This window comes from Acidilobus aceticus (assembly GCF_055392325.1).
Genome location: NZ_AP042407.1, coordinates 478,779 through 496,750 on the forward strand (window position 1 = coordinate 478,779; position 17,972 = coordinate 496,750).

Here is a 17,972-nt window from a genome sequence, read left to right on the forward strand (position 1 = left end):
GCTGGTGTTAGAGGATATTATGAGGCTGTCTCAGTTCTCCTTTAGCGCCGCCCAAGAAGGTGACTTCGATCTATCGTCGAGAGTTAATGAGCTCATAATTAGGATATCCCAGATGACAAGGGTTAGGCTGCCGCCTGAGATAAAGAGGACCTACTGCAAGAGGTGTAAGGTGTCGCTCATACCGGGCGTGACCCTCTCAGTGAGAGTAAGGTCGCAGGGAAGGCAAAAGTATGTAGTAAGAAGGTGCCTGGTGTGCGGCTATATACATAGGATGCCCCTGGGCCGCCAGAGCGGCGGCAAGGAGCCTGCGGCCTAAGTCATCCCAACGCCGAGGGACGCCCCTGCGTCAACTACTATAACTTGGCCCGTGACCCCGCTGGCCTCAGGGCTTGCTAAGAAGGCCACTACGGAGGCCACTTCTTCAGGAGTCACCAGCCTGTGAGGGGGTATCCTGCTCAGGTATCTGTCTAGGCTTCCGGCCCTCCCGGTTTTCTTGTCCAGCCACTCGAAGTAACTAAGTCCCAGCCTAGTGTTCACAAAGCCTGGAGCGACTACGTTGACAGTTATGTTATACTTTATGAGCTCTATTGCGAGGGACTTGGCTAACCCTATGAGCCCTGCCTTGGCAGCCGAGTAGGCTGTTAAAAAGTCCAGGCCATAAATGCCGGCCACGCTTGATATGAAGACGACCCTCCCCCATTCCTTAGATATCATATCTTTCAGGACCTCCCTAGTTATAAGGTATGGGCCTGTTAAGTCGTAGTTTATCTGTGCATGCCATGACTCGGGGTTCATGTCAAGGAATTCAGAGGCATACCCTACGCCTGCGTTATTAACCAGGATGTCTATGCCGCCAAGCTCCCTTCTCGCCTGCTCCACAGCAGATTTTATGTCATCCGGAGAGCCCAGGTTCATCCTTATTGCAATGGAGGGAACGCCCATCTGCCTAATCTCTTCCAGCGTCTTCTCAGCTTCATCGGCGGCCTTCCTGTAAGTTATAGCCACGCTGGCGCCCATGGAGGCCAGCCTAATAGCTATGGCCTTTCCTATGCCCCTATCGCCTCCAGTGACAAGGGCTACCTTGCCTTTGAGCTGAGCAGGGCGGTCAGAAGCCATGCACTCACCATCCCCCGTTAGGGGTCTGTTCCCGAGTTCCAGATCATCCCTAATCCAAGGGAGCGCCTTTGAGATTATAAACGCTGCTAGCCCGAGCGCTCTCAGTCGGTAAGGAATGTGTTAAGCAGCGTTAAGGATGCCAGGAGGGCCTCCTCGCTCCTTAAGGTCTCGGTGCCCTGTAAGGGCGCAGCGTTAATCAACAGGTCAAAGGCCTTACGTGAGGTGTACTGAAGTAGGCCGCTCTTCGGGCCACCTAATACCAAGGCTATGGGTCTTCCTAGGAGCCCTCTGAGGAGCCAGTAGTCGGTAGATCCATACTTGCTAGTGCCGACCAGAGCCACTCCCTGTTCCTTAAGCTCTTGAAGTTCCGTTAGGAGCTTACCAGAGCGTAAGACCTTGTACCCAGTGTATATATTGCCCCATGAGGAGGGCTCTAGTTCAAACTGCCTCCCAGACCTCCTTATAACGCGCGCAGTGACTATGTCGTTGACATCGAAGTGGCAGGGCTTTAACAGGCCCTCGCCAGCCTCTCCCATGTAGACGCTGCACTGAGAGCCCTTCCTTGTAATTATTAAGACGTCTATAAGGTCCCCCTCATTGAGGTCTCTTGGAGGTAAATGGTTGGGGAGGTTTAACGGCGGCATAATGCCAGCGTACTTAAGCTTTTCGCTTAAGCCAACAACTCGCTTCTTAAGATGCGGCGGAACCACCTGATAATTAAGTAGCTCTGAGAGCGTCTCCTGATCATCATGTGTTGAGTCCTCATCCAGGAATATTCTGACCTCGTCAACCCTGAATATGGCCAGGGCCCTAGATATTAGCCCGGCCTTGTAAGTTTTGTCCCTTAGGTCCTGTTCAACGCTAAGCACGCTAGCAGGCAACAAAACTATGAGCTTGTGCTGCCTTCTAGGCGATGGCCACGGGGGACTTATCAAGCTGAACTGCCTTCCTCCTTGCTCTTACCGCCTTTCCTTTCCGAGCCCCTCTGCTCTTTAGTCATGAAGAGGGTCGTCCTCTGCCTTCCTCCCATGTGGTTCACCTGCGCAGTATCTCTGAACTTGAGGCTTAAAGCCGTTATTTCAGGGCGTTGCGCCCTCAGCTGCACATGCAAGGATTACGTGAAATCTAATTAATTTCACAAGCACATAGCTGACGGGCTGGGAAGTTGGCATACCTTTACAGGAGAAAAGGCGATGTTCATCCAGCGGTCAGGCTAAGGGAGCTCATGAAGGGCAGCGGCATAATTATAGTTCCAGGGGTCTTTGATCCAGCATCAGCCCTCCTGGCAGAGAGCGTTGGCTTCAAGGCAATTTACTTATCAGGCGCCGCACTAACTGGAAGCCTTGCGATGCCCGACCTCAGCATAATAACCTTCTCTGAGGTCCTTGACGCCACGAGAAGAATAATGGAAGTGGTTGACCTGCCTATGATAGTTGACACAGACACGGGCTTCGGTGAGGCGATAAATGTCTACAGGACCGTTAAAGAGCTCGAGGAGGCAGGGGCGGCTGCTGTTCAGATAGAGGACCAGGTGCTTCCTAAAAAGTGCGGTCACCTCTCTGGTAAACATGTAGTTCCGGCTGACGAGATGGTTAAGAAGATAATGAGCGCCGTCGAGGCCAGACGTAATGACATGGTTATAGTTGCCAGGACCGATGCGCGCGAAGTGGAGGGCCTGGACGCTGCCATAGAGAGAGCTCAGATGTATGTGGAGGCCGGGGCGGACGTTATATTCCCAGAGGCCCTCCATAATCTAGAGGAGTTTAAGGAGTTCTCACGTAAGGTGAAAGCGCCGCTTTTGGCTAACATGACAGAGTTTGGTAAGACCCCCTATATAACAGCTAAGGAGTTCGAGGAGGCAGGCTATAAGTTCGTAATTTTCCCAGTGACCACATTTAGGGCAGCCATGAAGGCCATGAAAGACGTCCTGTTAGAACTTAAGGAGAAGGGCACGCAGAAGTACATACTAGACAAACTAATGACAAGGCAGGAGTTCTATGAGCTCATAGGTTATTATGAGTACGAAAAGAGGGATTCACAGATAGCAGAAAAGGCTGAAGCTCTGATGAGTGAGCTAAAGCGCAGGACCCAGGGATCGACACAAAAATGAGGTTCTATTTATCTCGATTCATCATATGATCAGTTTTTGGTAAATTCTTGGAAACACAATTAATAGTAAGGAAAGTAACAATTAGTATACCCGTGGTGCGGGGGGTGGGCTTCGAACCCACGCAGGCCTACGCCATCGGGCCCTCAGCCCGACCCCTTTGACCAGGCTCGGGCACCCCCGCACCAATGTTCTCTGGCGTACGGAAGGCTATTTAAGTAGTTTGCTTATTTTAACTTCTCAGGGAAACAAGTAAAGCGTGGTAAGCATGGAAAGGGAGAAGACGAATGACGGTTTCAATAAGGCAATAAACAGGCTTCTGGTAAACATAACCGTTAGAACTCTTTGGATATACGTGTTGGCAACCTTAAAGGAGAGCCCCACGTATCCATACCAGCTAAAGAAGATAATAAGAGAGAAGTTTTCATTTAACCCACCCACGGTAACTCTCTACACGGTCGTCTACAAGTTAGAGAGGGATGGTTTGATAGAGAAGACTCCAGACGGCATGTATAAGATAACTGGCGACGGTCTAAAGGCCCTTAGCGAGGCATCTAAACTACTCATGGAGATAGCTCAAAAGATAAGCAGCGTGGAGAGCCCTGCCATTGTAGAGAGGACTACGGAAAGCTCCGAGGAAATTAGAAGGCCTCAGTGAGATCGGTGCTCCTCATACCGAGCAGTCAGTGCAGGTCAGCCTAATCATCGGCCCAGTTATTTAAGGCTAGGAGCGCTAAAAAGTCCATTGGTGCAAACTGGTCTGGGACCTGACATGGAGCAGGGTAACTTGAAGGAGGTCACGGTAGAGTTTTCGGGCTCCAGGTTCAGGGCATTTATAGATACCAGCTCAGGCCTCCTGGTGTGCCCCATCTGCAGGAGGACCAGAGTAACATCGCCAGAAGACCTAGTAGCTCACATACTAGCTCATGCGATGAAGAGCCTCGATAAGAGGAGGGAGCCTCCCCAGAGGGCCCACGTTACTTCTGAGAGCTCTTCTGAGGAGTGACAAGACCTTTATGAAGCTTTGGAGACATTTACCTTCAAATTAAACTTCCCTCTGCAGCAGCGACGTGTAGCGTGAAAACAGTGAAGCTGAAGTGCCGAGAGATACCATACGTGTTAGAGCTGCCTGACGACCTAGATAAAGGGCTAGCTGGTGCCACCGCCATGCTTCAGCTGCCTGACGGTTTAAAGCAGTACTCCAGAGAAATAGCTGACTGCCTCTCCGATGCTATAAAGGCCAGGATCCTCATACAGGGGGACAGCGTTTTCGGCGCCTGTGATCTACATTATGGAGAGGTCTCATCGCTGGGCTATGTGGACGCAATACTTCACGTGGGCCACACGCCATATCCTGATTATCTAGGCGATAGGGTTAATGTAAACCCTAAGGGCAGAGTTAGAGTGTTCTTCATAGCTGCAAGGTATGTAGGGCTCCCGAGCGAGCAGGCCATGGAGTCCCTGCTAAGTTTATTGAGGGCTAGGTCACTTAGAAGGATAGCGGTTGCTACTACAACCCAGTATCTGTACGCTTACAAATTTGCCGTGAACTACCTCAGAGAAAGGGGTCTTGAGGTTGTTACATTTCGTGGCCCAGCCAGCTACTACGAAGAGGGCCAAGTTATAGGTTGTGACTACAGCTTTGTCCCAAGAGGAGTGGAGGGTTATGTAATCATAAGTGGGGGCGAGTTTCACGCTTTAGGCCTTTACTTGGCAACCTTTAGGCCTGTGATGCAGTTGGACGTGTATAAGGACAAGGCTTATGATATGACTGGGGCTGGGGAAAAACTTTACGCCTCGAGGCTTTTCAAAGTGTCCATGGCGATGAATTCGAGCAGGTGGGGGATAATAGTGGGTACTAAGACAGGCCAGCATAGACCTTGGGTGGTCTCAGCGTTGGAGGCCATGCTATCCAGGCGCGGTCTGCATTATAAGGAGCTTTATGTTGGTATGCTAACTCCTCAAATCCTTGCGAACTTCGACAGCGACTGGTATCAGGCCTTTGTTATAACTAGTTGCCCCAGGCTTCCAATAGATGACTTTAACGAGTACCCTAAACCTGTGCTGACCCCAGGTGAAGCCTTTATGGCAATAGAGGGGAAGCTGAGTCCTTACAGGTTTCCATGGTGATAAGAGGCCTAACCGTTAGAGCACGATAACTAGACCCCATTAGACTTAGCCCTGATTTAGAAGCGGGAACGCATGTATTCTTAACTTCGAGTCGTATTTAAGGAACAAGGGCGCTGGCTGCCAGCGCAGCTAAGCAGACTTAAGGTAGTGCTTGAGAAGTATGTGCCAAAAATAGAGTTCCCCTCGGTCAAATTGGAGCAGTATACAACGCCTGCAGAGCTAGTGCTCGCTATGTTAAAGGTCCCCCTGTTTAGGGGTCTTATTGATGGCGCTACGGTGGCTGATCTTGGCTCAGGCACTTGCAGGATAGCTATAGCATCCCTTCTTTTAGGGGCGAGAAGGGCCATAGCCGTTGACTACGATTATAGGTTCGGCAGCATCTGTAAGCTTTCGGCAGAGAAATTAGGTGTCAGCGAAGGGTTGGCTTTCATATCTGCATGGATAACGGAGCGCTCCGGCCCCCTCAGGCAGGGCCTTATAGACATCGTGATAATGAACCCACCCTTCGGGGTATGGAGAAAGGGGGCCGACAGGGAATTCCTTGAGTATGCCATGAGCCTTAATGCTAGGGAGATAGTGGCCCTCGTGAAATCAGGAAACCTCGAGTTTCACGCCAGGTTAGCTAAGGCTAGAGGGTACTCATTCAACTTTTTAGGTACTCACGAGTTCCCTATACCTGCGGCTATGCCGCACCACAGAAGCAGAATAAGGAGAATAAAGGTGGACCTGGTTGAGCTCTCAAGGAGTTAGCTACGTGGTCCCAGGCGACGTGGTTGCCGTTGAAGAGGAGTACTCCGAGGGCCAGAATGTGTACGTTGATTACGACACAGGCGTTCTCAGAGTGGCATCAGTAGGAAAGCTTAAGCTTGATAACATTAACAAGGTAGCCGAGGTCATACCTGCAAGGAGGCTCAAGAGCCCAAAGAAAGGGGCCACAGTCCTTGGCTTGGTGACACAGGTAAGGGAGAACCTGGCCTTCGTTGATATCTACGGCGAGGTTGCACTTGAACCTAGGCCAGGCCGCTTCATAGAGTATTCTGGCGTTCTAGACGGTGTTATAACTCCAGACAGCGTAGGCGCTGACAGGGTAGATGATGTTATGAACTTTGTAAGGCCTAATGACATCATATTGGCGAGAGTAATGAGCACTATAAGTCCCTACCTACTTAGCTTAAAAGGCCCCCAGCTCGGCGTAATTTATGCCCTATGTTCAAGGTGTGGCGAAGTTCTAACCTTAGAAGGTGGTAGCCTCAAGTGCCCGGCCTGCGGAAACGTGGAGAATAGGAAGCTCTCAACCTTCGCCGGCTCAAAGCTAATAAGGCTTGACATAAGGCGGTTAATTCTCAGGAGGTTCCAGTAGTGGCCTCCGGGCAGAGGATCATAATTAAGTTGCCGCGTAACACCGCTGATATTGAGGCCTTACTGGAGAAGATAAGCGAGAAGGCGTCGGCCAGCATAATTTCAACCGAGATCAGGAACAATAGACTTGTAATTGAAATACAGGGCTCCGTAAGGGCCTCCAAGGATATTAAGAGGACGGTTCACGATATATTAAGGGATCAAACATCTAGGAGCTTTAGGTCTGTAATCACGGAAGACAGAATTAGAGATATGGGGTATAAGGGGCCCATGGATGTGCTTTCCTTTACACTAAAGAAGATGGGGTTTGACACTGAGTGGGAACCTCCGGTGCTCAGAAGCAATGCACAGGTAAGTGTCATAAGACAGGTGGCTCAGAAACTTTCTGATGCGCTGAAACTGGTAAGCGGCCTCAATCTCAGCGAGTCCGCCAGGAAAGCTGTGATGGCCGTGCTAGCCCTTTCTGGGGCCTCAACAGATGTGGAAAGGGTTATTTCTGTAGGTTTATCAAAGGGCGTCCTGGCCAGGGATAGAAATAATAAAATACTCTCGGTAACTGAGTGGAGGGAAGCGGCTGACCTGATAAGGGGGTCGTTAGGAGTTGACGGATGACCTTAAGATCTACAGATCGGGCAACAGCTACGTAATAGAGATAGAAAACGAAGATCATACTTTGGGCAACTTGCTCTCCTCTACTTTGGCTGGAGTTAAGGGGGTAGTAGATGCGTACTACGAGTTGGAGCACCCCCTGTTCAGGAGAATCAAGGTCTACGTAAGGTTAGAGGACGGTTATGACATAAAGGAGGTTTTGAGGGAGGCATTAAACAGGATAAAGGATATGAACGAAGCCTTTAGGAAGGAGTTCATCGAGCAGGCGAAGTCCCTGGGCGTAGAGGACCTCTCTTGAAGCGTGAGGCCAGAGTTCTAGTGAGCAAATGCCGTGGGCAGTTATGTGTCGGTATAGTGGTCAGGCTAAACTCAGTAGACGGTTTAGCTATCTCATTTGAGAGCTGTGAGGGGCTCTGCAGGAGGCTTGGCCATAAGGGGTTCCTCGATGAGATAAGGTATTACATTGGTGATTGTAACTGTGGCTTAGCGTTAATGCCAGGCCCTCAGGAGAAGCTTGGCTGGGCAATTGCCTTTGCAGAAGATATAGTCAACTCCTTAGCTAGGGCGAGGGACCTTCTAGGCGAATAATTTAAAGGGAGCCAAAATATTTTGTAAGCCTGGTGCGGGGGTGCCCGAGCCTGGCCAAAGGGGACGGGCCTAAGACCCGTTGGCGTAGGCCTGCGTGGGTTCGAAGCCCACCCCCCGCACCGCCCTATTAAGGATAAATGGCTTTGCCGCTTTCTGGTAGGGTCCTATATCCTGGAAGCGCCCTACTCAAGGCCTCTGAGAACTCAGGACTCTTTAGGGTCTCTAGAAACGCCCTCACGCTTGGCTTATTAATTCTGTCTTTCCTTACCACGAAGTCATATATCTCCTCACCCACAGGTATGAAGTCAAGGTTAAACATTCTCGCCACGGCCTCAAGTGAGAGGCCTACGTCAGCCCTTCCCTGTACTATAGCTGTTGCGACGGCCGTGTGGGTCTTGACCTCGTAGGTGTACCCATTTATCGCCTTCTCTGGCCTCTCGCCCTTGAGCAGAGGCCTGAGCTTCATGTCAAGAAGTACCCTCGTGCCTGAGCCCTTGTTCCTGTTCACTATGACTACGTCAGGCCTCAGGAGGTCCTCAAAGCCCTTGATGTTCTTTGGGTTACCCTTCTTCACCAGGAGACCTATCCTCCTGGCATAACCTCTGTATATGTAAACTTCGTTCTCGAGGCCCATTATCTTAGGCATGTGCACGTTATACTGCATGGTGTTCTCATCAAGTATGTGGGTTCCGGCTATGTCTGCATCCCCTCTCTTGATCGCTATCCACCCACCCATGGAGCCAACGCTTATTACTCTGGAGCTCTTTGTCAGGCCGGCAACCCTAAGAACTACCTCAATGCCAGGGCAGTTGCTGCCTATTATGTTAAGCTCAGGTATCCTGAGGCTGGGCGAGAACAGATTGACTGTTACCTCCTCATTTTCATCGAAGTACTCCCTGTTCTCCTCTGCTGCGATGAAGCCGTCGGAGAGGCCTATACCTGCGACTGATCCAGAGCCTGTCATCAGCGGGTAAGCGGAGAGGCTGCCGTCGACGTTTTGCACCAGCTGGACAGGTATCAGCTCCATGAAGCCCCTCCCGGCTGGGAACCTGAAAGGTATCCTGGCCTTAACCTTAGGCAGCTCAACGTTAGGCTCTAGGCCCCTCATAATCATTATAACAGGGGCGACTATGGTATACATGTTCATCATGGCTGACAGTGGGAACCCAGGAAGGCCAAAGAGTATCTTACGGTCCTTCACAGCTATAGCTGTGGGCTTCCCCGGCCTGGCCTTAAGGCCATGTACTATCAGCTCCGCGCCTAGGTCCCTAAACACCTTATATATCATGTCGCCGTAGCCTGCTGAGGTGCTCCCCGTCGTGATAACAATGTCAGACTTTTCAAGGGCGTCAGCTATGGCGGACTTCATCGCGTCATAGCTGTCTGGCAGTATGCCTTTGAACGTGGCCTCCGCTCCCAGCTCGTTAAGCATGGAAGTTATAACGTATCCATCCACGTCATAAAGTTTGGCCGTGGCCAACAGCTCCCCGGGCGGAACTAGCTCCACGCCAGTTGAGAACACGGTGACCTTAGGGGGCCTATACACTTTGACTCTGCTTATCCCTAGGCCCGCCAGGACCGCTATCTCCCTTGAAGTTATTAAGGTGCCAGCTCTGAGGACATAGTCACCAGCCGAGATGTCCGACCCGGCCTGGTTTATGTTCTCGCCAGGGGCCGTTGGCCTGTAGACTGTTAGCGTGTCACCCTTTCTAACTACGTACTCCTCCATAACAACGGAGTCCGCTCCTCTAGGTATCATGGCCCCTGTCGCTATCTCAACAGCCTCGCCAGGACCTACATGGCTCTCTGGAACAGAGCCTATGGACGCCTTGCCTACTATTTTAAGCTGAACAGGCGTCACGTCGCTCGCGCCGGCCACATCGAAGCTCCTTATAGCGTAGCCGTCCACCATAGAGCGGTCAAAGGGCGGGTAGTCTATGGGGGCCCGTATATCCTCAGCTAAAACCTTGTTGAGCGACTCTAGCAGGGGAACCTCAATAACTCCAAGAGGTCTTATGCCTCCTAGTTTCTCTTCGAGCAGCTTGAGGGCCTCGTTTACAGAGACCAGCTTATGAAACACTAGCGCCAAGGTTCACCTGCACCCGAGCGCTTTCAGTAGCTCTCCAATGGCATTAAACGTATACCGGGACGGGACAAGAAGCCTGGCCTCAGGGCACATGGAGCTAACAGCCGAGGCCGCCTTAGGTCCCATCGCTATAACTATGGCATCGCCCAGGTAAGGTCTTACATGATTACATGAAATTCTGGCTATCTCGGCAGAGGACACTATTATTAGGTCAAAGCGAGAGGCCAGCTCATTTATGTCTATGTCTGCTGGAACCTCACGATATACATCAACCCTGTTTACCTCAATCCCCGCCTCCCTAAGCTTTTCCTCAAGCTCGTGGTCCCCGGCCTCGGACCTTAGGCTCAGGACCCTCCTGCAGTGGGACAACTTAATGAGCTCAGCAAGTCCGCCGCTGCTGTAGGTCTCAGGGTACGGGGCATCTATGCCAAAAGCTTCCCTGACGGACGCCGCCGTGGAAGCGCCAACTGCGAACGCCCTGACATTAGGCGGCCAGGAGCTCATAAATTGCCTTAGAAACCTCGGGGACCTTGGGCTCAGGAAGGCAACACAATCATAATCACCTCTGACTACATATTCAGCTGCAGCCCTCAGGGCCTCGGGAAGAGGCAATATCTCAACAGACTTTATCCACTTGATGCAGCTGAAGCCGCTCAGCGCTGTTGGGAGCTCTGGCCCCAAGTAGAGTACTCTGCACCTCTTCTCCAAAGTTTTACCCTCTTGTTGACGCCCCTGCCAACATATATGACCGCCGGATTAATTATTACTCCCCTTCTCCAGGCGTCCAGCAATGAGGACATAGTGCCGGCAACGGTTAGCTGTCTCTCTGTGGTGGCCCACATCACGGCAGCTGCTGGTTCGTCCCAGCCTCTCACCTTAGCGATTTCGCTGAGTATTAGGTCAAGGTTCTTAACTCCCATAAGTATTACTAGCATGTCTGCGGCCTGCGCTAGGCTTCTTACCCTCCCCAGGTACTCCTTCATGTCCTTGCCTTCGGCCAGGTGGCCAGTTATCACTGCAAACGACGAGGCAAAGCTCCTGCCGGCCAGAGGAATGCCTGCATACGCTGAAGCTCCTACAAAGCTTGGTATCCCTGGCACCACCTCGCACTCCACATTATTTGAGAGTAAGAACTCGCACTCCTCCTCGCCCCTCCCAAAAGTGTAGGGGTCCCCTCCCTTCAGTCTCACTACAAGTTTATCCTCCCTGGCCAGCCTCATTAGGAGCTCGTTTATCTCCTCCTGGCTCATTTCATGTCTCTGAGGTTCCTTGCCAACATAGATCTTGATTGCCCCAGGTTTTGCATGACTCAGGAGCTCGGTCGGAATTAGCCTGTCATACACTATCACGTCAGCAGCCTTGATGGTCTCAAGGGCCTTAACAGTGATCAGGGTTGGGTCGCCCGGGCCGGCCCCCACTATCACAACCTTACCACGCAAGTCATGGCACCTTCAGGTTCTCGACCAGCTCCCTGGCTATCCTTTCAGGTTCCCCTAGGCTGCCGGAGGCCCGGGCAAAGTTCATAACTTCGCCGTCAGGCGAGGCCGCGGCCGCTATCATCGCTAGCCTGCCGCCTTCCAGTATGGAGACGGCTCCTATGGGCGTGTGGCACCCAGCACCTATGAGCTCCACGAATTTCCTCTCGGCCATAGCCATGGCGTAGGTCACCTCGTCCGAGGCCCTGCGTAAAAGATCGAAAAGCGGTGATGAGGAAGGGGCCACGACCGCTATTATCCCCTGGCCTGGCTCGGGCGGGAACTTGTCGAGGGGCAGCATAACCCTTTTCTGGGGTATGTTGAGCCTCCTCAGGCCTGCCTCGGCCATTAGTAAGTAGTTAACTTCCCCCCTGTTAAGTTTAGCTATCCGTGTATCTACGTTGCCCCTCACGACCTTCGTAATGACGTTTCTGTTATAATGTCTCAGAAACGCTATTCTCCTCACGCTTGATGTGCCGACGCTGAGGCCTGAGGGCACGTCCTCCACGCCGGTGACCTCAGGGGATCCTGCGCCTATTACTAAGGAGTCGTTAGGGACCTCCCGGGGAGGCACCATTGCTATCTCTAGGTCCTCCTCAAGTTGCGAGGGCAGGTCCTTCATGCTGTGGACCGCTACGTCGGCCTCACCGTTAAGAACCGCCCTGTTGACCTCCTTCTCAAAGACGCCCTTAACGCCTATGCTAAAAAGGGGCCTATCCTGCATCACGTCGCCCCTGGTCTTAACTATCACCGGCTCATATTCTACTCGTTCTCCGAGCCTCTGCTCAAGGAACCTCATAGCTATGACTACCTGTTCAAGGCTTAGCTTGCTGCCCCTAGTGGCCACCTTGAGCTTTATCATTTCAGTTCACTCGCTGCCTTCCTGAGGGCCTCCTCCGTGGTCAAAATGACCTCATCATCGTGAACTGCGCTGGTGAACTGGGACTCAAATTGGCTTGGAGGGACAAACACCCCGTATTTTCTCATAAGTTCATGGAACTTGGCGTACTTTTCGCGGTCGCTTGCCCTGGCATCATCGGGGCTTACAACACTGCGCTGCGTGAAGAACAGTTGGAACATGCTCTCTACCCTGTTAACGCTAGCAGCGCCGTTGAAGGCAGCTTCCGCATACTCAGCGATCTCCTTTGCAGCCTTTGAGGCCTTTGAGAGGGCGTCCGTTGCCTCAATGGTCTCTATTGTTGCTAATCCTGCGCTCATAGTTACTGGGTTAGCGTTGAAGGTGCCGGCGTTGAACACCGGCCCTCTGGGTGACAGGAGGTCCATAATTTCAGACCTGGCAGTTACAGCGCCTATGGGGAAGCCGCCGCCTATGATCTTGCCTAGCGTCACTATGTCAGCCTTGACACCAAAGTACTGCTGGGCGCCCCCCATGGAAAGCCTGAACCCGGTAATAACTTCGTCAAATATTAACAACGAGCCATACCTGTCAGCTATCTCCCTGAGACCTCTGAGGAACTCCCTATCTGGAGGTATGACGCCCATGTTACCTATTACGGGCTCCACTATGATAGCGGCCAGGTCGTCGCCCGCCGCCTTGGCGGCCCTATCCGCGGACTCGAGGTCGTTATACTTGGCCACCACAGTAAGCGCTGCCACCTGAGGGGGCACCCCTCTGCTGTTGGGCACCCCATACTCGCTGGCCGCGCTGCCGGCCTGAACTAGAACATAATCATGCGCGCCGTGATAGCAGCCGTCAAACTTCATTATCTTGTTCCTTCCAGTGAACCCCCTGGCAAGCCTTATGGCCGTCATTGTGGCCTCCGTGCCAGAGTTTACAAACCTTACCTTGCCTCCAGGCATCACATAGCTGACGACCTTCTTAGCCAGCTCAAGCTCAACTCTAGTTGGCGTTCCATAAAGCCAGCCCCTCTCTATCTGCTCTATGACTCTCCTCTTGACGGCCTCATTTGCATGGCCAAGTATGAGGGGCCCGTATCCCAGAACATAATCTACAAGCTTCTCGTTGTCCTCGGTAATTATGTAGGGCCCAACGCCCTCCTTGACGAAAAAGGGGTAGGGCCTGACGGCGGCGCGCACTGGGCTATCAACGCCACCTACGAGGAACTTTGAGGCCTCTTCGTAGAGCTCCTTACTCATCCCCAGCACCCCAGGGAATGCGCTTCTAGGGCTTTAATAGGAGGAACCTAAAAGGCGCCTTGTATGAAGCCTATTTCAGCCCTTGTAATTGACCATAGCCTTCGTGTTCATGAGGTCTCTAGTGGTATTACAGGCCAGCCTACACCTTGTGGGGAAGTTAGGTAGTAAATGTAAGAGGGTGCAACCCTTATGTTGAGTCGAACTGACTGGGAGCTCTCGAAGGAGGCCCCGGCGGCCGTCATTGAGGCAGCGATGAGAATAGCGGGATCCGATGATTTGCCAAACTTGGTGACTGTGCTCAAATCAATGGCCGACTCGGGGGACTCTTGGGTTTCGAGAGTGGCGGCCGAGCTTTCCAGTAATGTGCAGGAGCTGAGCGCTCTAGTAAAGGACATGAAGCATGGTCTTAGGCCTAGGGAGGAGCTCGTAAGGGAGGTCCTCGGCAAGGTTAAAGGGGTCACTAAGCCTAAGATCTGATATCTTTAACGCCTTCATTTAACACGTCCTGTAAGATCTTCTTGGCGGTTTCCCTTACGTCTTTAGCTCTTGCCCTGATTAGGCTTAGATGGTCATCCATGTAGTCGGAGTATGCGTAGAGCAGAAGCACGGGGATGGAGCTCTGATCTACGATAGCTCTTAGGTAGGAAGACTCGCTCCAGTTGAACATGTTGGAGCCCCTCCGTAGCCTGTCCAAATTTATTATGGAACTGGAAAAGCAGTCTACCATTATATTGGAGTTACCTATGGCCTTCCTAAGGTCGTCCTGGATGGCAGAAACTCTGTTACTAACGTAGTTTAGTAAGTGGGATAGATTAGAAGGCGACGGCTCTAAACCGCGCTTCCTTAGGATCTCCGTGGCCAATACCATTACTTCTTCGCTCCTCTTTATTAACGAAAGCGGAAGGAGGTCGCGCCTCTCTAGGAGGCTCAGCGCCCACCGCTTGATCAGCCTCTCCTCGCCGTGCGCCGCCGTTCTGGCTATAACGTCCAGCTCCGAGTCGTCAAAGTAATAGAGGTCATCAGCTATGGCTTTAGCCAGGGAGCTGGGCTTTATAGCTTCTCTTAGGTTCCCGCCGTAGGCCTCGGGCAGCTGTATGTGTGACTGGGGTAGCTCCCTTATGAATCTGGAGACTGATTTAGATATAGCTATGACCTTATGGTGATAATATACCGAGCGGTACATCTTGTACCTTGCGTCAAAGACGTCCTCGAGAGGTTGAAGGCTCTTTATGTCAAGCGATAGGGACGGCCTTCCATCGTCGAGTAGCGAGACGCCTATTCCCTCCACCAGCCTGTCCAGGTCTATGTTGCCATATACTATCCCTGTGGCCTGTGCGTCCCTCTGGAGATAGTCGAGCCTGTCAGCGTCCGCTATTTCATTGGATATGATATCGTGAATAATGTCGTAGGCCTCAGGCCTTATGCCGAGCTCCTCCAGGGGCTCCCTCACAGTAGGCCCTCCAGGCTTTAGGAGCTCTGCAACGGCGGACAGGTAGACCTCAAGCAAGGGTCCTTCAAATGAGGACGAGAGGCCCTTTAGCTTCGAGAGGAAGGAGACTCCATAAGCTTCGTGTACTTTAAGTGTACTGCCTGAGAGCTCGGTTAACTCCTTGAATAGTCCCTGCGAATGCTGATCTTCGATATACTTGGCCATGTACTCTATGGCCTCCTCGCTCATGTGGCTATAGGCCAGGTGCCCTACGTCATGAAGTAGACCGCTGAACCTAGCTGTTTGCACGAAGTTGTTAAGATGTTCATAGTCGCAATCGTAGAGAACTTCAGAGCAAAGCTTATCGTTACGCGACAGCGAGCCGGCTATCCTCTGGGCCATACGTGAAGCTATATGCATGACCCCCAGCGAGTGCTCAAGCCTGCTGTGGCGGGCCGATGGGAACACCAGGAACGCCATGCCGAGCTGCTTTATGTTGTGAAGCCTCCTCATGAACGCCGTCTGAAGGAGCCAGTATTCGGCTTCATTTATCGGTATAAAGCCGTGCACGGAGTCCTGCACTACGCCCTTCTGCTGATATGCGCCTACCAGCTCGCCCTGCATTAACTGCACCTAAACGCTCTTCCGCTTGCCGGTACCTTACGGAACCTTAAAATGCATTGCTAAACTCTTAGTTTAGGAAAGTCCTGCCTTCTCGAGGGCCTCCTTATACCTTCCCGTTATTGAGGTGTCGCGCGGGTCCACGCCATTAAACATAGCTAGATAGGTTGAGGTGTAGCCTCCAAGCAGAGAGCCCTGGAGCAGCTGGGCCAAAACTCCGTTGCCTCTGGGCGTCACTCTAACAACAGTGTCCCTCTGGTCGTTATAGATCTGCCTTAGGAGGTCTTCAAGGACCGCGCATACCCTGCCATCACCCTCTATGAGCACAAAGCCCTTCCTCACGTTGTGCAGCAGCTGCCACACAACCATATCATTATGGGCTGACTCAGGGTAGAACTCAGTCTTAGTTATAGCCTTAGCGTTCTCGCTGAACTCCTGCCTCCACCTGTGGGCCACTATGTCAAAGAGGCCGCACCCCGCGACTATGTATATGTCCTTGCCGGCGAGGGCCCTCGCTATGGTTTCGCCCTCACCCCTTGAGGTTGACCTAAGGGCGTCAGCTGCATCCTCAACCTCCTTATCAGTGGCTATCTTAATTCCGGAGGAGTTGATGATACCTATAGTAGCCCCAGCCAGCATTCCGAGCGCTGTCCTTGGGTAGTAGCCCGGCTCTATAAGCGCGAGCGGGAGCCCGTTCTCTTTAGCCCATGATGCCAGCTTGCCGCCGCTTGTTACAGACAGTACTGTGGCCCCTCTGGCCTTAGCTTCCCTTGCGCAGCTCACGGTCTCATAGGTGTTCCCGCTGTAGCTTATTGCAACAACCAGGTCCTCTGCCGTTACCCAAGAGGGAACGCCCTCGGCCTTGTGAACTATGACTGGGAACCTTAGGGCCTTGGCTGCGGCAAGTGCCCAGATGTAGTCCCCTGTGACCCCGCTGCCCCCCATGCCGCATAACAACAACGCACGGGGGCTCACCTGAGGCGATTTAATCGTAACTGCGCTGTTGTATGACGAGAGGAGCTGAGAAGGCCACGTATCGTAAAGCTTCAACATTTCCTCAGCAGCCGCCTGTGCGCTCAAGCCTTTCACGCGAGTAACCTGAGTTCAAAAACCAATTAATAAGGACTTACAACGTTGCAGAAATAGTAAAAGGCTTGGCCCATTTGTGCCTGAAGCGCAGCACGAATTAATTAAAAGTCCTGTGGGGCCTTAACGGTAGTCCTTAATCTCTGGGTCAGCGAGCTCTTACGTTAGGTCGAACTCTCCATACAGTATCCTCATTTCATCAAGGCTTAGGGCCTCTCCTCTCTTGGCCTTCTCCTCTATCTCCTTGCGCCTCTCCTCAAGGGCTTTGAGCTCGATGCCGCGCTGCCTTGATACCTTAAGCTCCTTTAACTTCACCATCAGCTCCCTGTACTTGTTGTAGAGCGCGTCAAGCTCCCCGGACAGGATATCTATGTTCTTGCTCTTCTCATCGATGGTCTGCTTGAGCGAGTTTATCTGCTTGTTAAGCTCGTCAATCTTAGGCGTTAATGATGCTATCTGGGCCTTGAGGTTCCCCGCCTTCTGCCTGAGCTCATTTATCTTCGTATTGAAGTCATTAAGCTTCATCTTGAGCGCCTTAACCTCAGCCTCTATCTCCATTATTGAGATCTCCTCCTGGCGCGCCTTCCTTATCCTCTCTGCAAGCTCCTCAAGTCTTTCAATTTCCTCTACAAGTCTCCTTTCCTCCTGCGGAGGCAGGACGGAGGTCTGCTGCCTCCACTCGAGTTCCTCTATCCTCTTCTGGACCCTCTTGAGGCTGAGCTTAGCTACGTTGCCCTCCTTATCAAGCAGCTGTCTGGCCTCCCTAAGCTGCTCTATCTTAGCCTTAAGGTCATTGAGTGTTGAACTCCTGTCCTGGTTAAGTTTGGCCAGCTGGTCAAGTACTTCCTTACGGTCGGACCTCAGCTTAAGCAGTTGGCTCACAAGCTCCTTCTTTTGCTCAATTAACTTGACCCTCTGGTCACGCAGCCCCTTAACCTCATTAATGAGCTGCATTCTGTTGTTTTTGACCTCAATAATCTTATCCCTTATCGCATCTACAAGCTTGTAAAGGTCCTCCTCTTTCATGTTAGACGTGTCCGTAGTTACCAACTGCCTTATATCTTCAGGGAGGGCCTCTGGCGGCAGAGGCTCGGGAGCTCTCCTAGGCCTCCTGACTTCTTGTTGACTTCCTGTCTGCTGAGCCTGCGCAGCCTCAGGGGGAGTTTGAGGTTGAGTGTTCTTAGGCTCGTTGCTGTTTGTGTCAACGTTCTGGGCCTTCTCAGCAGCCAGGCGGTCACTTCCCTCCAA

General features: G+C 52.2%; 21 protein-coding genes and 2 tRNA genes. 12 read left to right on the forward strand and 11 right to left on the reverse strand.

Annotation, left to right across the window (positions count from 1 at the left end; translation table 11 throughout):
• Positions 1 to 4: 4 nt before the first annotated feature.
• Complete coding sequence (locus ACZ5OO_RS02560; protein ID WP_013267103.1) at positions 5 to 316, forward strand: ribonuclease P protein component 4; 312 nt, start codon at positions 5 to 7, stop codon at positions 314 to 316.
• On the opposite strand, the gene ACZ5OO_RS02565 is transcribed toward ACZ5OO_RS02560, so the two are convergent.
• Both ACZ5OO_RS02565 and ACZ5OO_RS02570 read right to left on the reverse strand, forming a co-directional pair.
• Positions 313 to 1,116 carry an SDR family NAD(P)-dependent oxidoreductase gene (locus ACZ5OO_RS02565; RefSeq protein ID WP_013267104.1) on the reverse strand — a complete coding sequence of 268 codons (804 nt, stop codon included), beginning with the start codon at positions 1,114 to 1,116 and terminating at the stop codon, positions 313 to 315. The genes ACZ5OO_RS02560 and ACZ5OO_RS02565 overlap by 4 nt on opposite strands.
• Before the next feature lie 101 nt (positions 1,117 to 1,217).
• Positions 1,218 to 2,051: a putative RNA uridine N3 methyltransferase gene (locus ACZ5OO_RS02570; RefSeq protein ID WP_013267105.1), complete on the reverse strand. Its 834-nt coding sequence runs from the start codon at positions 2,049 to 2,051 to the stop codon at positions 1,218 to 1,220.
• 230 nt (positions 2,052 to 2,281) lie between these two features.
• Between ACZ5OO_RS02570 and prpB the strand changes: the two genes are divergently transcribed.
• On the forward strand, positions 2,282 to 3,226 hold the full coding sequence (prpB, locus tag ACZ5OO_RS02575) for a methylisocitrate lyase (RefSeq protein ID WP_013267107.1): 945 nt from the start codon (positions 2,282 to 2,284) through the stop codon (positions 3,224 to 3,226).
• A gap of 93 nt (positions 3,227 to 3,319) precedes the next feature.
• On the opposite strand, the gene ACZ5OO_RS02580 is transcribed toward prpB, so the two are convergent.
• A tRNA-Leu gene (locus ACZ5OO_RS02580) sits at positions 3,320 to 3,407 on the reverse strand.
• Positions 3,408 to 3,491: 84 nt separating this feature from the next.
• On the opposite strand from ACZ5OO_RS02580, the gene ACZ5OO_RS02585 reads away from it, so the two are divergent.
• The 9 genes from ACZ5OO_RS02585 to ACZ5OO_RS02625 all read left to right on the forward strand — a co-directional run bounded on the left by ACZ5OO_RS02585 (position 3,492) and on the right by ACZ5OO_RS02625 (position 8,028).
• Positions 3,492 to 3,881 carry a PadR family transcriptional regulator gene (locus tag ACZ5OO_RS02585; RefSeq protein ID WP_048813024.1) on the forward strand — a complete coding sequence of 130 codons (390 nt, stop codon included), beginning with the start codon at positions 3,492 to 3,494 and terminating at the stop codon, positions 3,879 to 3,881.
• An 87-nt stretch (positions 3,882 to 3,968) separates the two neighbouring features.
• Positions 3,969 to 4,229: a hypothetical protein gene (locus ACZ5OO_RS02590; RefSeq protein ID WP_464078414.1), complete on the forward strand. Its 261-nt coding sequence runs from the start codon at positions 3,969 to 3,971 to the stop codon at positions 4,227 to 4,229.
• 71 nt (positions 4,230 to 4,300) lie between these two features.
• Positions 4,301 to 5,353 carry a diphthamide biosynthesis enzyme Dph2 gene (dph2, locus tag ACZ5OO_RS02595; RefSeq protein WP_048812861.1) on the forward strand — a complete coding sequence of 351 codons (1,053 nt, stop codon included), beginning with the start codon at positions 4,301 to 4,303 and terminating at the stop codon, positions 5,351 to 5,353.
• Positions 5,354 to 5,500: 147 nt separating this feature from the next.
• On the forward strand, positions 5,501 to 6,103 hold the full coding sequence (locus ACZ5OO_RS02600) for an METTL5 family protein (RefSeq protein ID WP_013267111.1): 603 nt from the start codon (positions 5,501 to 5,503) through the stop codon (positions 6,101 to 6,103).
• Positions 6,084 to 6,713 carry an exosome complex RNA-binding protein Csl4 gene (locus ACZ5OO_RS02605; protein ID WP_148217188.1) on the forward strand — a complete coding sequence of 210 codons (630 nt, stop codon included), beginning with the start codon at positions 6,084 to 6,086 and terminating at the stop codon, positions 6,711 to 6,713. The genes ACZ5OO_RS02600 and ACZ5OO_RS02605 overlap by 20 nt, the downstream gene beginning before the upstream one ends.
• Positions 6,713 to 7,324, forward strand: coding sequence for a DUF2067 family protein (locus tag ACZ5OO_RS02610; RefSeq protein ID WP_013267113.1), 612 nt, complete (start codon positions 6,713 to 6,715; stop codon positions 7,322 to 7,324). The genes ACZ5OO_RS02605 and ACZ5OO_RS02610 overlap by 1 nt, the downstream gene beginning before the upstream one ends.
• Positions 7,314 to 7,619, forward strand: coding sequence for an RpoL/Rpb11 RNA polymerase subunit family protein (locus ACZ5OO_RS02615; RefSeq protein ID WP_013267114.1), 306 nt, complete (start codon positions 7,314 to 7,316; stop codon positions 7,617 to 7,619). The genes ACZ5OO_RS02610 and ACZ5OO_RS02615 overlap by 11 nt, the downstream gene beginning before the upstream one ends.
• Positions 7,616 to 7,909, forward strand: coding sequence for a hypothetical protein (locus ACZ5OO_RS02620; protein ID WP_048812862.1), 294 nt, complete (start codon positions 7,616 to 7,618; stop codon positions 7,907 to 7,909). The genes ACZ5OO_RS02615 and ACZ5OO_RS02620 overlap by 4 nt, the downstream gene beginning before the upstream one ends.
• Before the next feature lie 34 nt (positions 7,910 to 7,943).
• Positions 7,944 to 8,028 (forward strand) — tRNA-Leu (locus ACZ5OO_RS02625).
• Between the two features lie 8 nt (positions 8,029 to 8,036).
• Here the strand turns inward: ACZ5OO_RS02625 and ACZ5OO_RS02630 are convergent.
• Genes ACZ5OO_RS02630 through hemL form a run of 5 tightly spaced genes read right to left on the reverse strand, consistent with a single transcriptional unit; the run spans position 8,037 to position 13,588 of the window.
• The gene (locus ACZ5OO_RS02630) at positions 8,037 to 9,989 is read right to left on the reverse strand and encodes a molybdopterin biosynthesis protein (RefSeq protein WP_464078544.1); all 1,953 of its coding nucleotides are present in this window, start codon (positions 9,987 to 9,989) and stop codon (positions 8,037 to 8,039) included.
• A gap of 12 nt (positions 9,990 to 10,001) precedes the next feature.
• On the reverse strand, positions 10,002 to 10,676 hold the full coding sequence (locus tag ACZ5OO_RS02635; RefSeq protein ID WP_013267118.1) for a uroporphyrinogen-III synthase: 675 nt from the start codon (positions 10,674 to 10,676) through the stop codon (positions 10,002 to 10,004).
• Positions 10,649 to 11,434, reverse strand: coding sequence for a uroporphyrinogen-III C-methyltransferase (gene cobA, locus ACZ5OO_RS02640; protein WP_148217189.1), 786 nt, complete (start codon positions 11,432 to 11,434; stop codon positions 10,649 to 10,651). Before cobA ends, ACZ5OO_RS02635 begins: the two co-directional genes overlap by 28 nt.
• 1 nt (position 11,435) lies before the next feature.
• Positions 11,436 to 12,332 (reverse strand): hydroxymethylbilane synthase, encoded by an 897-nt coding sequence (gene hemC / locus ACZ5OO_RS02645; protein WP_013267120.1) that lies wholly within the window; start codon positions 12,330 to 12,332, stop codon positions 11,436 to 11,438.
• Positions 12,329 to 13,588, reverse strand: a complete 1,260-nt coding sequence (hemL, locus tag ACZ5OO_RS02650) for a glutamate-1-semialdehyde 2,1-aminomutase (RefSeq protein WP_048813026.1) — start codon at positions 13,586 to 13,588, stop codon at positions 12,329 to 12,331. Before hemL ends, hemC begins: the two co-directional genes overlap by 4 nt.
• Before the next feature lie 189 nt (positions 13,589 to 13,777).
• Between hemL and ACZ5OO_RS02655 the strand changes: the two genes are divergently transcribed.
• Positions 13,778 to 14,065 (forward strand): hypothetical protein, encoded by a 288-nt coding sequence (locus ACZ5OO_RS02655; protein WP_048812863.1) that lies wholly within the window; start codon positions 13,778 to 13,780, stop codon positions 14,063 to 14,065.
• Here ACZ5OO_RS02655 and ACZ5OO_RS02660 read toward each other — a convergent pair.
• From ACZ5OO_RS02660 to ACZ5OO_RS02670, 3 genes are all read right to left on the reverse strand, one after another.
• On the reverse strand, positions 14,055 to 15,641 hold the full coding sequence (locus ACZ5OO_RS02660; RefSeq protein WP_013267123.1) for an HD domain-containing protein: 1,587 nt from the start codon (positions 15,639 to 15,641) through the stop codon (positions 14,055 to 14,057). The two genes, ACZ5OO_RS02655 and ACZ5OO_RS02660, sit on opposite strands and share 11 nt — an antisense overlap.
• A 72-nt stretch (positions 15,642 to 15,713) precedes the next feature.
• Positions 15,714 to 16,718, reverse strand: a complete 1,005-nt coding sequence (locus ACZ5OO_RS02665) for an SIS domain-containing protein (protein WP_464078415.1) — start codon at positions 16,716 to 16,718, stop codon at positions 15,714 to 15,716.
• A 165-nt stretch (positions 16,719 to 16,883) separates the two neighbouring features.
• A complete protein-coding gene (locus tag ACZ5OO_RS02670; RefSeq protein ID WP_238523601.1) occupies positions 16,884 to 17,972 on the reverse strand; it encodes a coiled-coil protein in 1,089 nt (362 codons plus the stop codon).